Below are 17037 nucleotides of genomic sequence, written 5' to 3'. Positions count from 1 at the left end.
AGCCGGATGAGCGATGCAAACAGGGTGCTGTGGTCCGAGGGCCTTTTTCTGCGGACCCAGCATTTCCAGCAGCAGGATCGTTTCTTCGAGGCGACTGTGCGCGGCGCGTTGCAGGCCGGCCAGCTGCATACGTTCGGCTTTCAGCAATTGACCCTGGATAAGGCATTGCTCGATGCCGGCCAGATCTCGATCCTGTCTGCACGAGGCATTTTCCCGGACGGAACCCCCTTCTCCATTCCGGATCTTATGGACGCGCCGCGTCCGCTGCCGGTCACCCCGGATACAGGCGCCGGCCCGGTGCTGGTCGCCTTGCCGCTCGAGCCGGCCGGCGGCGTTGGCTTCGATCCGGCGCATGCGCCACCCAGCGGTGCGCGCTATCATGGAGGGATCGTTTCGGTGCGCGATGCCGTCCAGGGCGGTTCAGATCCCGAAGAAATCGAAATCGCCCGACCGCAATCGCTGTTGCTTGCACCCGGCAAATCGGTCGGCGGCTATACCGCCCTGCCGATAGCCGGCATCAAGGGGGTTCGTGCCGATGGCGGCGTTTCGCTGGACGAGACGTTCCTGCCACCGGCATTGGTTACCGGTGCAGTGGCCTGGTACCGGCAACTGCTTCTGGAAGTCGTCACAGGCCTCGACCAGATCGCCGAGGCGCATGGCAAGATGGTCATGGGCGGGCCAGGGCGCAGCGTCGAAGACCTGTTGATGCTCAACCTCGCCAACGCGGCGCGTCCGCGACTGGCCCATATGCTGGCGCAGGATGTCTTCCATCCGGCCGAACTTTACTTGGAACTGGCCGGGCTTGCCGGCTCGATGGCGACCTACGGCTCGAGCGCGCGGCGACTGGGCGAGCTGCCGGCTTACGATCACATGGCGCCCGGCCCACCGTTTTCGGCGCTGGCGGATGCATTGCGCTCACTGATCCTGAGCCTGCGCTACATCGAGCCGAAATCGCGCGCGCTGCCCGTCATGCGCCATTCGACCAATGTTTGGAAAATCCGCATCGACAATCCGAAGCTGCTGGTGGCCAGCCGGATCGTCATCCGGGTCGGTTCGGAACTGTCGGAGGACGCGCTACGCAAGATATTCGTCAACCAGGCGACCGTGGGCTCGGCGGATGAGTTCGAGGGCCTGTGGAAGTCCCGCCTGCCCGGCATCCCGCTGAAACCGCTTCATTCGCAACCGCGCGAGATTCCTTACGACGGCGATCGGCTGTGCCTTGAGCTCGACCAGAAAAGCGAGCACTGGGCATCGCTGCTCGGTGCCCCAGGCTTCGTCATTGGCGTTTCGGGTGTACTGCCGAGCGAACCGCAGGTGGACTGCTATTCGGTGAACAGGTGAAACCATGAGCCGGGATGATCCTTTCGGACTGTCGGAGGATCGCGAACGCACTCGCATCAGGCTGACCGGCACGCCGATGCCGCGACCGATGGCGGCATCCTTGCCCGGCGGGCCGGTAAAACGCTCGCGCACCCACCCGAACGGCCTTGTTAACGCCTTCGCGCCCCTGCTCGAGTTTGCGCCTGAGCTTGAAAGCGCGCTGCCACCGGAGAATCCGGAAGTGTTACGCACTCGGCTGCTCGAAGAACTGGTTCGGGCACGCGACACGGCAATGGCGGCGGGGTCGTCGATGGAACGGGCCGATCAGGCAGCATGGGTGGTGGCGGCCTTGCTCGACGATCTGGCCCTGAACACGCCCTGGGGCGGGGCCAGCGCATGGCCGCGTCAGCCGCTTGTGGTCATGTTGCGCGGCGACGTCGACGCCGGCACGCAGTTCTTCACACGGCTCGACGAACTGGAACGCCATCCGAACCGCGATCGCGAATTGCTGGAACTTCAGTATGACTGCCTGGCACTCGGTTTTCGCGGCAAGTATCGCGTGCCCGGCCGGTCGGGCGATCGCTCGCTCAATGCCGTTCGTGTGGCCGCGGCACGTTTCCTGCGCGATGCCGACGCCGAGAATGGACCACTGTCGCCGAACTGGAAAGGCGTCATCGCATCCGACGAGCCGCAGCGCTTCATCGTTCCGATCTGGGTGATGGCCCTGGCCGCGGCGGTCATCGCCACCGCGTCCTATGTCGGGCTCTCGATGGGACTAAGCAGCCAGGCGGTTGAGCTTTCAGCTCTGGTCCGCGCCTTGCCGCCGCCGACCCGTGGCGACATCAGCCGTGTATCGCCAACCGTCGATGTCCCGCCGCCGGAGACTGTGGATTTCGCGCTGCTGCCCGAATTTGAGGCCGGCGCGCCGGGCAATCTCAGATCGGCTCTCAGCGGCACGGAGAGCGTTTCGCTGGCCAAGCTGGTCATCCAGGCCTCCAATCCCGAACTGTTCCAGTCGTCGCGGCCAACGTTGACGGAAGGATTCGAGCCGCTGATCGGCTCGATCGCCAAGGTGATCCTGGCCAATCAGAACCTGATCGGCAACATCACTGTGGTCGGACATACGGACGGCGTCCCTCTGCAAAGAACCAATCCGCTGTCGACCAACCAGCGACTGTCAGAGGCTCGCGCCCAGACCATTGCCGACATGCTCGTACAAAACGGAGTGCCGCAGGAACGCGTCCATTCCGAGGGCCGGGCAGCCACGGATCCAGTGGCCGACGACGGCACGCGCGAGGGCCGGGCCCTGAACCGGCGCGTTGAGGTGCTGGTCGAAAAGAGGCTGTGAGATGTTCATCCTGCGCTTCCTCTGGGCGGTCCTGACATCGCGCTGGCTGTGGACACTGATTGGCATCACGCTGCTTTCGTTGGTTATCTGGGTATTCGGGCCGATCGTCAGGGTCGGGCCCTACGACCCTTTCGCCTCCGACAATGTGCGCATCGTCATCATCGCACTGCTGGTCATCTTCTGGCTGATCTGGCTGATCGCCGCCCAGCGTCGGGCGATCCGTGCCAACCGTATGTTCGTCGCCGAAATCGCCGCGCCGGCGGTAGACAAGCCACTCAGCCCCGGCGAAGAGAATGTCGCTGCCGTCGGAGCCAAGTTCGGCGAGGTCATGGCCGAGTTGAAGCGCCGCAAACTGGGTGGTCGCAAGTTCCTGCGCGAGATGCCCTGGTACGTGATCGTCGGACCGCCGGCCACCGGCAAGACCACGGCCTTGCGCCAGTCGGGGTTGAATTTTCCGATCGACCTGACCGACGACCTGCAAGGGGTCGGCGGCACGCGCAATTGCGACTGGTTCTTTTCGGAGAGTGCGGTTCTGATCGACACTGCAGGCCGCTATGTCCAACAGGAGAGCCAACCCGACGTCGACGCAGTGGAGTGGCTGGGCTTCCTCGACCTTTTGAAGAAGCACCGGGGCCGTCGGGCGCTCAACGGGGTGATCGTCGCGCTTTCGATCGATGTGCTTTCGGAGGGCGACGACGCCATCAAGGCGCATGGCCGCAAGATCCGCCGTCGGCTGGCCGAGCTCAACGACCGCCTCGAAATCCGCCTTCCGGTCTATCTGATGCTGACAAAAGCCGACCTGATCAAGGGGTTCGAGCCTTTCTTCGGCGGTTTGTCGACGGCTGCGCGCGAGCAGGTCTGGGGGACTACGTTCGCACTCGACGCGCATGTCGATGCAAAGACCATCGAGCGGGAAATCGCGACGTTAGCAACCGAGCTCGAGCGGCGGCTGGTGCCCCGGCTGGAGGACGAAGACAAGCTTGCTGCCCGCGCCGAAATCTTCAGGTTTCCCGCCCAACTCGCCAGCCTATCCGAGCCGATCCAGGTACTGATCGAGGCGATGTTCGGCGAAAGCCGGTATGAGGAGGCCGCCTGGCTGCGTGGCCTTTATCTGACGTCGGCGACCCAGGAAGGGGCGCCCATCGATCGGCTGACCGCAGTGCTGTCTGCCTCCTTCGGCCTTCCGCCGCGCCGGGCGTTGGCCGCGCCGCGTGTCGAAAAACGCAGCTTCTTCCTAAAGAACCTGCTCACAGAAGTCATCTTCAAGGAAGCCGGCCTAGGCACCTTCGATCCGCTGGCGCAACGCCGCCGCGCCTGGATCTGGCGTGGCGCGGCCGCCGCATGTGCCGCAGCCGCCCTGCTGGTCAGCGGTTTATTCACCTGGTCCTATTACGACAACCGCAACGCGATCACGGCCCAGGCAAGCCAGTTCGAGGCGCTGCAAACGCCACTGACCTCGGCCGCGGCAAACCCGGCATCCGTAGAACAGCCTGCCATCGATGTCGCCCTCGGTGCGATGGATGAGGTCGCAAATGCCCGCACCCCGCCGCCTGGCGCGGCACAGGATTTGCTGGGGCCATCAGCCTCGGCGGAATTGGTGCGGGCACAGACCGACACTTACGACCATGCTTTGCGCAACGTTCTCGAGCCGCACATGGTGGCGCTGCTCGAGGCGACGATGTGGCGGCAGATCCGCGATCCGGACTTCATGCTTGGCGCGCTGAAGACCTATCGCATGATGACCGGCCTTTCTCAGATGGATCCAGACTTCGCCCAGAGCTGGTGGGTCAACAGTCTGCCTGAATTCGCCGCGGCTGCCCCCTTTCCGACAGCTGACGCCGAAGAGCACCAGCTTGCCGCGATCCGTCGCATGGCGGTTGACGCCAGTTATATCGCCCCGGACCAGGCGCTGGTTGCGGAGGCACTGAAAACCGTCTGCACGATTTCCTTGCCGGCGCGTGCCTACAAGCAGCTGCTGGCCGACCCGGCGGTCGCTGCGCTCAAGGAATGGATTCCTGCCAACTTCGCCGGCCCCAACGGCGCCAAGGTCTTTGCGCGGCGTTCCGACAAGACGCTTCGGGTCGGCATTTCGGGAGCATTCACCTATGCCGGCTTCCATGACGCCATTCTCGACCGGGTCGAGGATGTCGCCGCCCAGGCAGCACTCGACCGGGCGGTGTTCGCCGGCGGTTGCTCGGAAAATTCCGAAACCTCGGTGTCGGCGCTGTCAGAGGATATTCTGAAGCTTTATTACGACGACTATATCGCGCAATGGGACAGCTTCCTGCGCGACATGAGGCTGGCGCCATTGACCGACCTCAATGTCGCCAGTGAGAACCTCAAGGATCTTTCAAGCGCCGACTCCGCGCTGAAGCGCCTGGTCACCGCGGTGGTCCAGGAGACCGAGCTTACGCGATCCGATGAAGCGCCGACAAACGACAAGGCGGCGGCAGGTGGCTCGAAACTGCTGGGCAAGCTGGGCAAGCTTGGCAAGATCGTAAAAACCGGAGCAAAGCTTTTGCCGCGTGCGGGCTCCGCCGACGAAGTGGATCTTACCGGTAGTCTGGTGGCCGAGCATTTCAAACCGCTCAAGGGTGCCGTTGCCGAGGTCGACGGCCAGCCGCCGGCGCTCGATGCCGCCATTGTCGCGCTCACCGCACTGTCCAACGTGCTGCAGACGGTGACGGCCAATCCCGATCCTCAGGACGCCATCAAGAAGCAGGGCGGCCTCGCCGAACTGACTGGAGCGGTTGCCAGGCAGGCGCAGATCCTGCCCGACCCGGTCGACGACTGGTTGGGCGGCATTGCTGGCGATACCAGCGGGCTGACGCAGAAGGCGGTCACCTCGGAGCTCAACGCCATCTGGCGCGCCGACATCCTGCCGTTCTGCCAGGCAGCACTCAACAACCGCTATCCTTTCAGCCCGGACAGCGCCGTGGACGTCAATGTCCGCGACTTCGCCCGCCTGTTCGGACCGGCAGGACTGATCGACACCTTCATCAACGACCACCTGATCAGCTATGTCGACACGTCGGCGCAGCCATGGAAATGGCGCGCCGATTTCGGCCTGGATCCTTCGGCACTGGCCGCGTTCGAACAGGCAAGGCGGATCCGCGATGATCTCTTTCCTGGCGGTACTGGCCCGCTGATGAGCTTCACGCTCGAACCCAAGGATCTGTCGCCCAATGTCGCGCGCGTGACGCTCAACCTCGATGGCCAGAACCTCGTCTATTATAACAACGCGACGAGGCCGCAGCCGATGACGTGGCCCGGCAAGGACGGCACGGGCGTCATCTCGCTTGCCTTCCAGCCGATCGATGGCTCGCCCGAAATCTTGCTCAACGAGACCGGCAGCTGGGCGTGGCTGAGAATGTTGCGCAGCGGTCGCTTCACCGGAACCTCGCTGACGGACGTCTACAGCCTGCGCCTTGGCACCCAAGGCATGTACGCCGATTTCCAACTCAAGGCCGCCAGCGTCGAAAACCCTTACAACCTGCAAATGTTCAAGAAATTCTCATGTCCGCCGCAGATATGATTCTGCCCGGCTTTTACGGCAAGATGCCCGCGACCGGCGATTTTGTGACGCGGCGGCTGCCGGGAGATTTTGTTCGCGCCTGGGACCGCTGGCTGGCGCAGCACATCGTGCCGCTGATGGGCTCGGAAACCTGGCCGCGCGGCACGGCGCTACGGTTCCTAACGGGTCCGGGCTTTGTCGACGCGTCGGCGGGCATTATCTTGCAGAGCGTCGATAGGGTTGGCAGGCAGTTTCCGTTGAGCGTCGTCGCGCAGCTTTCTGAGGCTTCCGTTCAGCTGGCTCGCGCCGATGCGTGGTTTTCCGGGATCGAAGAAGCGGCCGTCGCCGCCCAAGGCGGCGAGCTGACGCCGGATGAATTGGATAGCGCGCTGGCTGCGCTACGAGTGCCGCAGGTTGAGCCGGGCGAAGAGGTCATCAGCGATATGGTGATGTGGATAGCTCGTTCGGACATTTTCGATATCGATCCGCAATCGCCTGAAGAGACGCTGGAGCAAATCTTGGCCGCCAGTTGGGAGACCAGCTGATGCAAATCTGGGATCAGATGGGTTATCCGCACCAATTCACCGTGGCCTTGGACAAGGCCGGCCATGAGTGGATCGTCGTGGTGGTCAAAGGCACGTTCGACTTTCCCGCCACGCCCGGCGGACCGGTACAAAAATCGGTGGAACAGATTCCGCTGGTCATGGCCGACACGCACACCGGCGTGCCTGGTTATTCGGCCACGTTATGGGAAACCGATTTCGCCTTCCGCAAGCCGCGTTGTGACGTGATTGCCAATGCCTTTGCCTATGCGCCGGGAGGACGTCCGGCCGAACGCGTGCCGGTCGGCATCAAGGTGGGCAATTGGTCGAAGCTCTTCGAGGTCGTGGGCCACCGCGAGTGGCGCTCCGTCGGGCCAGTGTTCAGCTCCACCGCGCCGCAGCCCTTCCTGCGCCTGCCGATTTCCTACGATGTCGCCTGGGGTGGCACCGACCGGCTCGATCCAGAGGACAAACTGCCAGCGAGCTACAAATACAACCCGGTCGGCACCGGCTGGTCGCGAACCAAGAACCAGCGCCTCATTCCCGGCCTGCGGCTACCGAATACGCAAGCTGTCGGTGAAGAAATCCGCTCGCCATTCGGCGACTATAAGCCGATGAGTTTCGGTCCGATGGGCCGCGGCTGGCCGGGACGCATCGAATTTGGCGGCACCTATGACCAGAACTGGATCGACAATGTCTTCCCCTTCCTGCCCCAGGATTTCGACGAGCGCTACTTCCAGATGGCACCGCCGGACCAGCAGATCGACCTGCCAAGAGGTGGCGAAGAAGTGCAACTGGTGAATCTGACACCTGACGGGCGGGTGAGTTTTCGGCTGCCATCGACAGCATTGCCGTTGACGCTGTTCGAGGGTAGGCAGAAGGCCCCCGAGCGCGTCACCTTTCCAGACACTGTCCTCTTCGACCCGGAGAACAGACGCTTCTCGTTGGTCTGGCGCGTATCGCAGCGCATTCACCGTACTATTCTCGATTTCAGCGAATGCTGGATCGGCCCGCCGACCGAGGCAATGGTGCGGATACGAGCTGCGGCTCGTGCTTATTCTCGCTTCGATGAAACGACTGCGGCGCAGAAGGCGGAGAACACGTGAGGCCGGCACTCGACATTCTTTCGGTCGGCATGGTTACGGCGGTTGGCCTTGACGCACCATCGGCTTGCGCAGCGATCCGGGCTGGGATTGATGGCTTTCAGGAAACGCGTTTCAAGGATGAAAATGACGAGTGGCTGATCGGCGCGCCGGTACCTCTGCCACGCAATTGGATCGGCGAGAAACGAATGGCGCATCTCGCCGCAGGCGCAATTGTCGAGGCATTCGAAGAAGTTCCGGAAGCGCGTGGGCAAGCCGCGCTGATCCTTTGCTTGGCAGAGGAAGACCGCCCAGGACGGCCGGTAAGAAGCACGCTGCGTCTGCTCGACCGTATCGCCGAGATCACCGAAGTCGAAAAGCATTCGCGGTCACGGGTGGTTGCCCATGGGCGACCGTCCGGACACGTGGCGCTTGATCATGCGCGTCGGATGATTGTATCGGGCGAAATACCATACGTGATGGTTGCCGGCGTTGATAGCTATTTGACGACCTTGGCCACGACGTATTACCTTAAGGAGCGTCGACTCCTAACGTCCGACAATCCAAACGGGTTTATTCCTGGGGAAGCGGCGGCGGCAGTCCTGTGCGGGCCACCGAGGCGGGGGGGATTTCGGCTAGCGGGACTAGGCCTTTCGCGCGAGGCGGCCTCTATTTACAACAAGCAAGACTTGCCGCTCAGGGCGGACGGTATGACGTCCGCTTATCGCCATGCGTTGGGTGAGACTGGAATAGAGATGAACCGCCTCGGCTATCGAATTTCAGATCTCATCGGCGAACAGTATTGGTTTAAGCAGACGGCGCTGGCATCGATACGGCTGGTGCGCAATCCGTGTCCGTCCCAGGATCTGTGGTCGCCTGCGGAAACCCTCGGCAATGTTGGTGCGGCGGTCACGCCTCTGATGCTCGGAATGGCACTAATGGCGGCAAGAAAGAACTACGCGACGGGGAACCCGGTGCTTGTCGAGTCCTCCAACGATGCAGGCGCTTGTGGAGCTGCCGTGCTGGCTGCGAGGGCCGCCTGGTGACTGTCTTCGCCAACGGACTGGAGGTGGCCGCAAAGGCCCAGGGCAACAAGGTCATCGCGGCCTTTCCAGATGTCTGTTTCACTCCGCCCGAAAATCCAGCGACACCGCCAGGGGTACCGATCCCGTATCCGTCATTTGGAATGGACTCGGATACTGAGAAGGGCACCGGTACCGTCAAAATCGGCGGAGAGAACATCACCCAAAAGGACAAATCGGACTACAGCAAGACCACTGGCACGGAAGCCGGCAGCGCAGCCAAGAAAGGAGTCATCTCGTCCACTAACACCAGTAAGGAATACGCGCGAGCGTGGTCAAGCAATGTAAAGGCGGACAGCCTCCCTGTCAGCCGGTTCTCAGATATCTCGACAAACAATCATACAAGCGATCAGGTTGGAAACACACCTCCGCAGGCTAAGGTGGGGAGACCGGGACCTGGTGGCGGGTCGGCGCCAAAGACCAAGTGCCCGTGCTGCGGGACAGAACCCGCCCACGCCAATCAGGTGAAAGCCAACGGCGAGATGTGTGATACTGTCCCCGAGGCCGAATACTACAAGGAGCGCATGCAGCGGGCGAACGCTAAGATCGTCAATATTGAGGAAACAGCCAAAGCCGGTACGTTAGGCTTGGTGCCTCGCATGAAAGCGTGGGATCAGTACGAAAAACGCAAGGAGGCGTCTAAGACCGTAGCAAATGCACGAGCAACGGGAGAAAAATGCCCAAACCTGCATGAGGAGGATAAAGATTGCGGTGTCCACTTCAAGGGAACGCGTAGCTATTCCGAAATTCTTGAGCAAGCAGACCCGGAAAAGAAGAGAGAATTAGAAACCAAGCACGCTGGAAGAAAGAACGAAAAAGACCTTATTCACGTCGACATACTGCATCATGTCCGTACAAAAATACTTGGAATTACCGATTCTGTGAAAAAAGCGATAATAAAACGGGACGGCAAAGGCACCGGAACAAACACGGGCAAAGTGCACCACATGACCCCCATAGATGCCGGTGGATGTCCCAATTCCCCCAAGAACTTGATAGGCCAAGGCGCCCTTTCCGGCGAATGCGACAAAATCAATGAGGCGCAAGGCACGCTTCAAGGAATAAACCCTTATCCATGACATTCTCGACGCGCGGCAAACTTTTCCACTTCGGGACGAACGAGTTTCGCAGCCGTTCGACGCCAGCCGGAGCGCGGCTGCTGCAGATATTTGAAGAGTGCAAGAAGGGAAACTTCGCATCATCTGCAATGTTTCCAACAGTCTTCGAAGCCTCCCCCTCGGTGGAAGTAGTTATCGACGCGTTTGCGCTGTTGCCGTACGTCACACCAAGGACCTTGCTCCTGGATGTGGCGGACCCAATCCGCCAATCGCTGCAGCAAGATAGCCAATCCATTGAATGGCTCTGCATCGCTCTCTCAAGGAGCGGCATTTTGGATGCGACGCAGAAGGCGGTCTGGTTCTACAGAGATGAAGTCACCGTCGACAGCGATACCGACCTTCCATACCATTTGTCGATCACCTTGGAGGCTTCGGTCGGAGATATCTTCGATGGACCGCAAGTTGTGCCGGATTCGATCGATGAGTATGAACCTGGGCGTCGCCAATATGACGTAGTTGAATACGCGAAAGCCGTTGAGCTAAAAATCGATGAGATCCGTGCAAATTTTCCTAATTCTTCGCGCCAGTCCTTTCTCTACGGCAAGCCCGTAAACATTGAGGATCTGGCGCTCAATTTGTTGAATACCCTTGGGGAGACCTATGACAACGAAGACGTCGTTACCGCCAGAAACCTAATAGAGGCATTCACCGGATTCGACCTTTCGCAATTTTACAAGAATATTCAGCTGAACCGAAAACCTGCGGCCGCTGCCCTTGAGCAACTCTTCGACGAAGTCGACCTGTTCGAATTCAGACCGGGAGTTCGCTATTTCTTTGGGAGGGAAATACCAGACTGACCAGGAGCACGTACGCTAGCCGCAACCGATGTGCCCGCATTGGTGAGATATTTTCGAACCTTCTCAAGATTGAGATCGACGATGCGAACAGTCGATCTGGTCGTCAGCATTCGAAGGACGAAAAGCTCTCCAGCCTCAGGAAACTCGTCGTAGCGCTCCTTGACGATTTCCTTTCCCGCATCTCCGGCCACCCGCAGCCCATCCAGATGTGCTTCTAGTCTCTCGACCAATCTAGCTATCCGCTCATCGTCCATCTCGGGATTTTCGCCGGGATGCAGCAGATTGTAGTCGTAGACAGTCCATAGAAATGCCGCCATTTCGGCGTGCTGGCGGACGATTTCGCGTAGGATGGGCGCCGGCATCAGTTCAGATTCACGGAACCGCCCCGGATACGATTCGCGGCACTGGCATGACTCGTCACATAGGTGCCGCGAATGGTGATGCGGCCATCCTTTTCCATGATGATCACGGCCTTGCCACAGCGCAGCTCGATGCGTTCCTCGCCTGTGATTCTCACCCGTTCGCCGTCGCGGACGACATGAGGAGCTACAGATTTTCCCTTTGGTTCAACGATACGCCCGACAATTAGTGGCCGGCCTAGGTCGCCGTCCTCAAACAACAATGCGACCTCGGAGCCAATCATATCGGAATTCAGTTCAGCGAGACTACGAGCCGGAAGGGCCGTATCCTTCGGATTGCCCGGAAACACAACGAGCGGGCCACCTTCGCCGAAACCGAGAAAAATCCCGATTACGACGCCTTCGATTCGTTCGATGATCTTTGCCACCTGACGGTTTCCTCAGTTTTGTTTGATTTCCGAACCCTTCATGACAATGTCACCGGACGCTTTGGCGAATATCTTGCCGCTGCCGGTTATTGTTATGTCCTTTCCTTTGATGCCGATCGTTCCATCCTTCTTCATTATAATGGAGGCGTCGCCGCATTTGATCGTGATCTCGTCTCCGGCGTCTATGACCAGCTTCTTCCCGACACCAATCGAGCCGTCTTCGGCAATGGTAATCCCGCTGCCCTTTGCTATCTTGAGCGCGTGGGCTCCGCCGATATCTGTGATATCATCCGCGGCTACCTTGGCTGTCCGAGCCTTGCCGATCTCTGTTGATTGCCCACCGCCGATGTTGACGCTCTGGTTGCCAGTTATGTCGATGCCCTGGTTGGCTCCGATCTTCCAACTGTCGGAAGCGCCGATGTCGTGACTTTGGCCGAGACCCACGCTGACCGACCGTGTCGCCCCGATAGTGTTCATCTGCACCGCCCCGACGGTTCGGGTCTCGGCGGCGCCGACCGAATCGATACGAGCCGCGCCAACAGTGATTGTTTGAACTAATCCTACGGTCTGCGAATGGTTGGCATCGATATTCTCGGTCGAATTCGCCACAACGTGAATCGTCTCATTCGATCCGACGGTCAGCGACCTATCCACACCCACCGTCTCGGTGTCGTTCGAGCCAATATTGGTCGTCTGGTCGACGCCGACCTTGACCGTCTTGTTGTTGCCGACGTCCTCGTCGAGGTTGTGGCCGACGGAGTGCTTGGCGTCGTGGTCGATGCGGTCGGACTGATCATGCTGTACCAACTTGTTGCGGTCGTGCTTGATCAGAAGGTGGTGGTCCTTCTGCGCCTGGAAGTTGACCAGTTCGGAGCCAGCCTTGTCCTCGAACATCAGCTCGTTGTAGCCGCCGCCACCTTTCGACGAATCGGATTTCCAGCCGGATTGCGTGGCGTTGCCGGGCAGTCCATAAGGCGGCATCTGCGCGGCGTTGTAGACCCTGCCGGTTATGATCGGCAGGTCAGGATCGCCTTCGATGAAGTCGACGATGACCTCCTGGCCGATACGCGGAATCTGGATAAATCCCCAGCCGCTGCCGGCCCAGGTCTGCGAAACCCGCACGAAGCACGAACTGTTCTGGTCCTTCTTGCCGAGACGGTCCCAGTGGAACTGGACCTTCACCCGTGCATATTTGTCGGTGAATATTTCCTCGCCGGACGGACCGACCACCGTCGCCGTCTGAGGGCCGCGCATGATCGGCCGTGTCGTGACCCGTGGCGGACGATAGGGCAATGCCGTGGGTGCCACGCCGAGGATCACCTTGAAGTTCTCGCTCTCGACATCCGCATGGGCTCTGTAGCCGGGGTCGAACAGCCTGTATTCGGCGCTCACCACCAGATACTCCTGGTTCTGGTCCTCGCGCGGAAAGCCGTCCAGCTTGAAAGTGCAGCCTGAATACAGGCCGCGCACGGTGCCGACTGCAGCAATGCGCTGGTGCACCGCCTGGATTTCCTCGCGCCGGATCGCCGCCAGGCTATCACCGCGGCCGACTTCCAGGTGGGCGCCGGGCTGACGGTAATTCTCGCCTGCGGCCAGCTTGTGATTGAACGGCTGGGCGGATTTGGCCATCAGGTCAGCGCCCGGCTTCTTGAAATCATAGTCGGTATGGACATAGGCGCCCGGCCGCACCGAACTGCCTGGAATCCATTCGGTGATATATTCGACATCGCGCCGGGAGCCCTGCCCCTCGAAGTGGTAAGGCACTTTTTCATAGCCCGGCGCCGGCTTCAGCTTGCTCATCGCATCAGCAAGCACAAGCGTGTGCTTGCCCTCGCCATGCTCGAAGAAATACAAGATGCCCTCGTGCTCGAGCAGCCGCTGCACGAAATCGAGATCCGTCTCGTCATATTGCACGCAGTATTCGCGCGGCGGATAGGACCCTTGCAGGCGTTTCTCGAATTTTGCCGTGCTGTATTTCGAGAAAACCTCTTCGACGATTTCGATGACGCTCATGTTCTGGAAAATACGGCAGTCGGTCGTATTGCCGAGAAACCAGAGCCATGGCCTGACGACTGCTTCGTAATAGGCCAGTCGATCCTCGATCCGGGTGAGGCGAAACTCCGACACGATGCCGCTGAACCAGCGCTGGGGGTCGGCTTCACCTTCGATCGAGACGGGGCCACCCAGCATCTCCAGCGGATCGATATCGTGGCTGGGGCTCACGAAGCCGACCGTATAGGCCAGACAACGACTGATCTCATCGCGCCCGACGAGATGTGTAAAGGTCAACAGTTCAGCGCCAACTGGCGTTTGCACAACCGTGGCACGTTGTTCACTTGGCATGGGTCGTGCCCCTCCTCGGCCTGGCGGCCAGCCCAGTGGATCTGAAGATCCTAGTCAGGAACTCGAAATCACATCAGACCCTGATGGTTGCCAGTCCATTTCGAGCGTACCACATGTTTGTTGTGCAGGCCAAAGCTGACCACGAATAGGACCGACTGGGATGCGAATATTGGGATTAGCCACGCTAAAGACATGGAGTATCCTGTCGGCAAGGCCGCCAGCGATCACACAGGCGATTTCGCATGTTAATCAGTCTGCAGATCAGCAACGTTGATGCCCTGCCCGCTGGCGTGTCGCCCGGCTACAGATCGCGTAATCGCAGCTTCAAAATCGGGCGCGAACATTGCGACTGGATCTTGCCCGACCCTGACAAGTTCATCTCCGGCCGGCATTGCCAGATCCGATACGAGGCAGGCGCGTTTTGGCTGCACGACATTTCGCGCAATGGCACTTTCATCAATGGATCGAGCCAACGCATCACCGGTCCGCGCCGGCTAGACCACGGCGACAGGCTCCTGGTCGGCCGCTATGTCATCTTTGTATCGATTGACGACGAGCACGCAACGCCAGGTCATCCGGAGGCTGACCGAGGTTCGACGCAACGACACATGCTGGTCGCGGCCGATCGGCTGCCCGATTCCGGAGGCGAGCCTTTTTTCAGTTCGGCAGAGCGATGGCTCGGGCAAGCCCCGCCATCGACATCGTCGCCGCCTGCGACCTTGCCTTCGACGATAGACGAGGTGCTGCGGGAAATTGCAATCGCCGCAGGCATTTCGCCGGAATTGTTGCAGTTGCGTGATCCGCATGAAGTCGCTGCCGAAATCGGCGCGGTGCTGCGCACGGTGGTCGAGCAACTGGCCATGCTGCTGAAGGCACGTGCGGCTGCAAAGACATTGGCCAAGAGCCCACACCGGACGATGATAAGCTCCGCTGAAAACAATCCTCTCAAATTTGTCCCAGGCACCGACGACATACTCGAAATCATGTTCGCGCGGCGCAGGGCCGGCTATCTCGATGCCAGGCACAGCGTCGAGGACGCATTCCGCGATCTCAAGGCGCACGAATTTGCCACCTATGCCGCCATGCAAGCAGCGCTCTCGCGACTGCTTGATGACCTTTCGCCGGAGGCGATCGGTAAAAAGCTCCCGCCGACATCGTTTACCTCGAAGAAGGCCCAAGCATGGGACGCGTTTGTCGGGACGTGGAGGAGCATGGAGGAACCACACGAAAACGGCATGCTTGATATATTCTTGGCCTATTTTGGCGAAGCCTATGCAAAAGCTGACAAGCAAAAATAGACCGGCCCAACAGACTGCGGCGCTTTAGCAGACGAAGAAAAACGCATCGGCGCGCCGCATCATGTTCCAATCGACAACATCTGGGACTACGATCACATACGACAGTTCGCCAAGCGGGTAAGCCTGATTGACCCGGGGGTCTGCGGCAAATGTCACATTGTGGCGCCATTGTTTCTTGTAGCTCCGGACCGCCTTGCCGGAAGGACCATTGCCTGCCCTATCCAGCCAGGAAAGATCTGGCGCCTCTCGCACGCGAGCGCGGACACTGCACGGCAGCGGCATATCGGCGATGAGCTCGAAGGACGATCCTTTCGGCCCGGTCCGCAAGACCGTCATCCGCACCAATCCACCACGCGGGCAGAATGCGAAACCAGCCGCAAACGAACCGATTGCGAAGACCGTCGCGCCCCCGCATGTCAAGGAATCGACAGTTTTCGATCCTGACATAGGTCGGCATATGCCGCCGGACTGGACATCCGGAACCATTCTTTATCAGGGAGCATCGTCCGGTACAGCGGCCAGAGCCGAGGCGGCCGGGTCAAGGCCGAGCATTCAGCAGGAGGTGCTGCTCGGCGCCGCAGACACGGTAAAATATTCGACGGCAAATCCGATCCTCGCTGGGTCAGCACCGTTGCTCGTCCTGTTCGGGCATCTCAGGCTCGTGCCGGTCGAAAGACAGGCGGCGCCATTGGCCGAACATATCGCCGAGGCGATCGAGAGGTTCGACTGGACGCTGGAGAAGTCAGGGGTTGCCGAAGAGGATGCGCGGATCGCGAAGTTTGCCCTTTGCGAAACGGCCGACGATCTTGTCGGCAACCTGCCTTGGGCCGGCGAGGACACCTGGGCACAGCACAGTATGCTGTCGCGGTTCTTTCACATCGAGCCCACCGGCGGCGGCTTTTACGAAGCACTGAACAAGGTGCTGGCCAATCCTGAGCCACACTTAGACCTGCTCGAGCTGATGCATGTCTGCCTATCCCTGGGATTTGAGGGCCAGTATCGTGGCCTGGCGCGCGACGATACCAGTCTCGAACCTGTGCGGCGCGACGTCTACGAGACGCTTCGCTACTTCAGGGCCGCCGGAGAGGACATCTCCCCCCGCTGGCAAGGCATGGCCGCTATGATGGTGCCGTCTTCGACCCGCCTGCCGCTCTGGGGAGTTGCTGCAGCGGCGTCAGCCCTGGTGACGGCCGCGTTCTTCACGTTGCGGGCGTTCATGACCGATGAAGGCGATGCTGCAGCCAGACAATTGCTGGCGCTCAATCCCTCGACGACTGTGACGATCGAGCGCGCCAGTGTGGTACCCCCACTCGCCAAACCGGTGACAGCCGCCTCGCCTGCCGTGACCGGCCAGATCGACCGCATCCGCTCAGCACTGTCCACGCAAGTCGAGCTCGGCGGGATGACCATCGGCACAAAAGGCGACTTCATCGTAGTGGAGATCAACAATCAATTATTGTTTCAGCCAGGGAAGACCGAAGTGAAGCCCGAGTTTCTGCCACTGGCCACACAGATTGCCGCAGCCCTTGAGCACGAGCCAGGGCCAATCACGATCGTTGGCCACACGGATAATGTGAAACCACGGAAATCAAGCACGTTCAAATCGAATTTTGACCTTTCGGTCGCCCGCGCGAAGGCTGTTGAGACAATGATCGCCGCGAAGCTTAGCGATCCCTCGCGAGTAACCGCCGAGGGCAAGGGCGAAGATGAGCCAATTGCCGACAATGCGACGTCCGAGGGCCGCGCCAAGAACCGCCGTGTCGACGTGATGATCCTCAAGGAGGAAACGCTGTGAACACCGCCGGT

General features: G+C 60.3%; 14 protein-coding genes. 10 read left to right on the top strand and 4 right to left on the bottom strand.

What is annotated here, in order from left to right:
• Window positions 1-6: 6 nt before the first annotated feature.
• The 8 genes from tssK to NKJ20_RS21865 are packed head-to-tail and all read left to right on the top strand — an operon-like array spanning window position 7 to window position 10803.
• Entirely contained in the window at window positions 7-1341 is a 1335-nt protein-coding gene (gene tssK, locus NKJ20_RS21900) for a type VI secretion system baseplate subunit TssK (protein WP_352746858.1), read from the top strand.
• 4 nt (window positions 1342-1345) lie between these two features.
• On the top strand, window positions 1346-2668 hold the full coding sequence (icmH, locus tag NKJ20_RS21895) for a type IVB secretion system protein IcmH/DotU (RefSeq protein WP_352746855.1): 1323 nt from the start codon (window positions 1346-1348) through the stop codon (window positions 2666-2668).
• Window position 2669: 1 nt separating this feature from the next.
• Window positions 2670-6203, top strand: a complete 3534-nt coding sequence (gene tssM, locus NKJ20_RS21890) for a type VI secretion system membrane subunit TssM (RefSeq protein ID WP_352746854.1) — start codon at window positions 2670-2672, stop codon at window positions 6201-6203.
• On the top strand, window positions 6200-6727 hold the full coding sequence (gene tagF / locus NKJ20_RS21885; protein ID WP_352746853.1) for a type VI secretion system-associated protein TagF: 528 nt from the start codon (window positions 6200-6202) through the stop codon (window positions 6725-6727). The genes tssM and tagF overlap by 4 nt, the downstream gene beginning before the upstream one ends.
• Window positions 6727-7830, top strand: coding sequence for a DUF2169 family type VI secretion system accessory protein (locus NKJ20_RS21880; RefSeq protein WP_352746852.1), 1104 nt, complete (start codon window positions 6727-6729; stop codon window positions 7828-7830). The genes tagF and NKJ20_RS21880 overlap by 1 nt, the downstream gene beginning before the upstream one ends.
• The gene (locus tag NKJ20_RS21875) at window positions 7827-8852 is read left to right on the top strand and encodes a beta-ketoacyl synthase N-terminal-like domain-containing protein (RefSeq protein ID WP_352692828.1); all 1026 of its coding nucleotides are present in this window, start codon (window positions 7827-7829) and stop codon (window positions 8850-8852) included. The genes NKJ20_RS21880 and NKJ20_RS21875 overlap by 4 nt, the downstream gene beginning before the upstream one ends.
• Window positions 8849-9967, top strand: coding sequence for a DUF4150 domain-containing protein (locus NKJ20_RS21870; RefSeq protein WP_352746848.1), 1119 nt, complete (start codon window positions 8849-8851; stop codon window positions 9965-9967). Before NKJ20_RS21875 ends, NKJ20_RS21870 begins: the two co-directional genes overlap by 4 nt.
• On the top strand, window positions 9964-10803 hold the full coding sequence (locus NKJ20_RS21865; RefSeq protein ID WP_352746846.1) for a hypothetical protein: 840 nt from the start codon (window positions 9964-9966) through the stop codon (window positions 10801-10803). The genes NKJ20_RS21870 and NKJ20_RS21865 overlap by 4 nt, the downstream gene beginning before the upstream one ends.
• Here the strand turns inward: NKJ20_RS21865 and NKJ20_RS21860 are convergent.
• The 3 genes from NKJ20_RS21860 to NKJ20_RS21850 are packed head-to-tail and all read right to left on the bottom strand — an operon-like array spanning window position 10773 to window position 13933.
• Window positions 10773-11165 (bottom strand): hypothetical protein, encoded by a 393-nt coding sequence (locus tag NKJ20_RS21860; RefSeq protein WP_352746843.1) that lies wholly within the window; start codon window positions 11163-11165, stop codon window positions 10773-10775. The genes NKJ20_RS21865 and NKJ20_RS21860 overlap by 31 nt on opposite strands.
• Window positions 11165-11590 carry a DUF6484 domain-containing protein gene (locus NKJ20_RS21855; protein ID WP_352692836.1) on the bottom strand — a complete coding sequence of 142 codons (426 nt, stop codon included), beginning with the start codon at window positions 11588-11590 and terminating at the stop codon, window positions 11165-11167. Before NKJ20_RS21855 ends, NKJ20_RS21860 begins: the two co-directional genes overlap by 1 nt.
• Window positions 11591-11602: 12 nt before the next feature.
• Window positions 11603-13933: a type VI secretion system Vgr family protein gene (locus tag NKJ20_RS21850; RefSeq protein WP_352746840.1), complete on the bottom strand. Its 2331-nt coding sequence runs from the start codon at window positions 13931-13933 to the stop codon at window positions 11603-11605.
• Window positions 13934-14175: 242 nt separating this feature from the next.
• On the opposite strand from NKJ20_RS21850, the gene tagH reads away from it, so the two are divergent.
• Complete coding sequence (gene tagH, locus NKJ20_RS21840) at window positions 14176-15231, top strand: type VI secretion system-associated FHA domain protein TagH (protein ID WP_502902823.1); 1056 nt, start codon at window positions 14176-14178, stop codon at window positions 15229-15231.
• Window positions 15232-15255: 24 nt separating this feature from the next.
• Here the strand turns inward: tagH and NKJ20_RS21835 are convergent, their stop codons facing one another.
• Window positions 15256-15567, bottom strand: a complete 312-nt coding sequence (locus tag NKJ20_RS21835; protein WP_352746950.1) for a hypothetical protein — start codon at window positions 15565-15567, stop codon at window positions 15256-15258.
• Between NKJ20_RS21835 and tssL the strand changes: the two genes are divergently transcribed.
• Window positions 15521-17026, top strand: coding sequence for a type VI secretion system protein TssL, long form (tssL, locus tag NKJ20_RS21830; protein WP_352746839.1), 1506 nt, complete (start codon window positions 15521-15523; stop codon window positions 17024-17026). The genes NKJ20_RS21835 and tssL overlap by 47 nt on opposite strands.
• Window positions 17027-17037: the final 11 nt, after the last annotated feature.

Origin of the sequence: Mesorhizobium sp. M0185 (assembly GCF_040322175.1) — a bacterium.
Lineage (GTDB): Bacteria > Pseudomonadota > Alphaproteobacteria > Rhizobiales > Rhizobiaceae > Mesorhizobium.
Note: the sequence above shows the minus strand (reverse complement) of the source record. Positions and strands in the feature narration are given on the sequence as shown.

Excerpts from the sequence above, each read along its gene's own strand:
- NKJ20_RS21850 (WP_352746840.1), bottom strand. The coding sequence starts at position 13,933 with ATGCCAAGTGAACAACGTGCCACGGTTGTGCAAACGCCAGTTGGCGCT.
- icmH (WP_352746855.1), top strand. The coding sequence starts at position 1,346 with ATGAGCCGGGATGATCCTTTCGGACTGTCGGAGGATCGCGAACGCACT.
- NKJ20_RS21860 (WP_352746843.1), bottom strand. The coding sequence starts at position 11,165 with ATGCCGGCGCCCATCCTACGCGAAATCGTCCGCCAGCACGCCGAAATG.
- tssM (WP_352746854.1), top strand. The coding sequence starts at position 2,670 with ATGTTCATCCTGCGCTTCCTCTGGGCGGTCCTGACATCGCGCTGGCTG.
- tssK (WP_352746858.1), top strand. The coding sequence starts at position 7 with ATGAGCGATGCAAACAGGGTGCTGTGGTCCGAGGGCCTTTTTCTGCGG.
- NKJ20_RS21835 (WP_352746950.1), bottom strand. The coding sequence starts at position 15,567 with ATGACGGTCTTGCGGACCGGGCCGAAAGGATCGTCCTTCGAGCTCATC.
- NKJ20_RS21865 (WP_352746846.1), top strand. The coding sequence starts at position 9,964 with ATGACATTCTCGACGCGCGGCAAACTTTTCCACTTCGGGACGAACGAG.
- tagH (WP_502902823.1), top strand. The coding sequence starts at position 14,176 with ATGTTAATCAGTCTGCAGATCAGCAACGTTGATGCCCTGCCCGCTGGC.
- tssL (WP_352746839.1), top strand. The coding sequence starts at position 15,521 with ATGAGCTCGAAGGACGATCCTTTCGGCCCGGTCCGCAAGACCGTCATC.
- tagF (WP_352746853.1), top strand. The coding sequence starts at position 6,200 with ATGATTCTGCCCGGCTTTTACGGCAAGATGCCCGCGACCGGCGATTTT.
- NKJ20_RS21880 (WP_352746852.1), top strand. The coding sequence starts at position 6,727 with ATGCAAATCTGGGATCAGATGGGTTATCCGCACCAATTCACCGTGGCC.